Here is a 1,748-nt window from a genome sequence, read left to right as displayed (position 1 = left end):
CTAGAAGACTGATGAAGATCTCGGGTTCCGGCCCCGGCGCGTGAGCGGTGGGGCCAGACTCGTGTCGTGGTGATGGGGGAATGGGTCGGGGAACCGGTCGGGCCGGATGTCTGGGAGACGTGCCGGGACTTGATTCCGGCCGGGAGTGTGTTCGCGTTTCTGGCCGAGCACCGCGGCCGGCTGTTCCCGGCGGCGATGTTCGCAGACATGTATCCGTCGGCGAACGGTCGTCCGAGCATGCCGCCGCAGGTCCTGGCCGCCGCGATCACGTTGCAGGCCCTGAACGGTCTGTCGGACTTCGAGACGGTCCAGGAACTGCGCTGTGACCTGCGATGGAAGGCCGCGTGCGGGCTGGGCCTCAACGACACGGCGTTCGATCCGTCGCTGCTGGCCTACTTCCGCCGACGGCTGGCCCGCTCCGCCCGCCCGAACCGGGTGTTCGAGGCCGTCAGGGAGGTCGTGAAGGCCACCGGCGTGCTCAAGGGCAGGCACCGCCGGGCCCTGGACTCCACCGTGCTGGACGACGCGGTCGCCACCCAGGACACCGTGACCCAGCTGATCGCCGCGGTCCGTGCCGTGATCCGTGAGGTCCCCGGCGCCGACGAGGTCGCGGCGGTGCAGTGCACCGCTCACGACTACCGCGATGCCGGCAAGCCCCGCATCGCCTGGAACGACCAGCAGGCACGGACGGCTCTCGTGGATGCCCTGGTCGGCGACGCGCTCCGTCTGCTGGGACACCTCCCCGACCAGCAGCTCGGCGCGAACGCCGCGAACGCGGTCGGCCTGCTGGCCCTGGTCGCCGGGCAGGACGTGGAGCCCGCCGACGACTCCGACGGCCGTGACGGCCGCTGGCGCATCACCCGCGGAACCGCCCCGGACCGGATCGTCTCCACCGTCGACCCCGACACCCGTCACGTCCACAAGACCCGCAGCCACTACCAGGACGGATACAAGGCCCATCTCGCCGTCGAGCCCGAGACCGGCCTGTTCACCGCCGTCGCCCTCACCCCCGGCAGCGGGAGCGACCACCACGAGGCGACCGTCGCCCTCGATCTCCTCGCCGACGAGGAGGAACCGGTGGACGCATTCGGCGACACCGCCTACTCCACCGGCCCCACCCACCAGACACTGCAGGAGTGGGGGCACCGGTTGTTCTTCAAGCCCGCCCCGCTGAAGACCGCCGTGACGGGCGGGCTCAGCCTCGACGACTTCGCCATCGACACCACGGGCGGCACGGTGACCTGCCCGGCCGGCCACACCGTCCCCCTGTCCGCACCCTCCGGGCAGAAGATGCAGCGCAAGGCCCTCTTCACCGACCAGTGCACCGGCTGCCCCTTACGCGAGCGATGCACCACCGCCAAGGCCGGGCGGATCCTCACCATCCGTCCGCATCACGACCGGCTCGCCGCCGCCCGCCGACAGGCCGCAACCGATCCGAACTGGCAAGCCGCCTACCGCCGCTGGAGACCACCCGTCGAACGCGCCGTCGCCTGGCTCGTCGCCCACGGCAACCGACGACTACGACACATCGGCACCATCAAGAACAACGCCTGGCTCCACACCCGCGCCGCAGCCCTCAACCTGCGAACCCTGATCAACCTCGGACTCGACCACAACGGCACCACCTGGCAGATCCAGGCCACCGCCTGACGGCGGCAGCCCGGATCACACCAAGATCTTCATCAGCCTTCTAGGGCGTGTTTCGAAAGTGCTGGTCACAGCCACTCGTTGATGGCTGCGACCAGCAC

Annotated in this window: 1 protein-coding gene; it reads left to right on the top strand. The window is 70.0% G+C overall.

The genetic code is table 11. The features are described 5' to 3' along the window. The first annotated feature begins 72 nt into the window (after positions 1 to 72). Positions 73 to 1,650, top strand: coding sequence for an IS1182 family transposase (locus ACZ4Z5_RS33325; protein WP_468270024.1), 1,578 nt, complete (start codon positions 73 to 75; stop codon positions 1,648 to 1,650). The last annotated feature ends 98 nt before the right edge of the window (positions 1,651 to 1,748 follow it).

This window comes from Streptomyces sp. NPDC030222, assembly GCF_055573115.1.
Note: the sequence above shows the minus strand (reverse complement) of the source record. Positions and strands in the feature narration are given on the sequence as shown.

Bases quoted from the DNA above. Each gene is read 5' to 3' on its own strand.
- ACZ4Z5_RS33325 (WP_468270024.1), top strand. From the start codon at position 73: ATGGGGGAATGGGTCGGGGAACCGGTCGGGCCGGATGTCTGGGAGACG.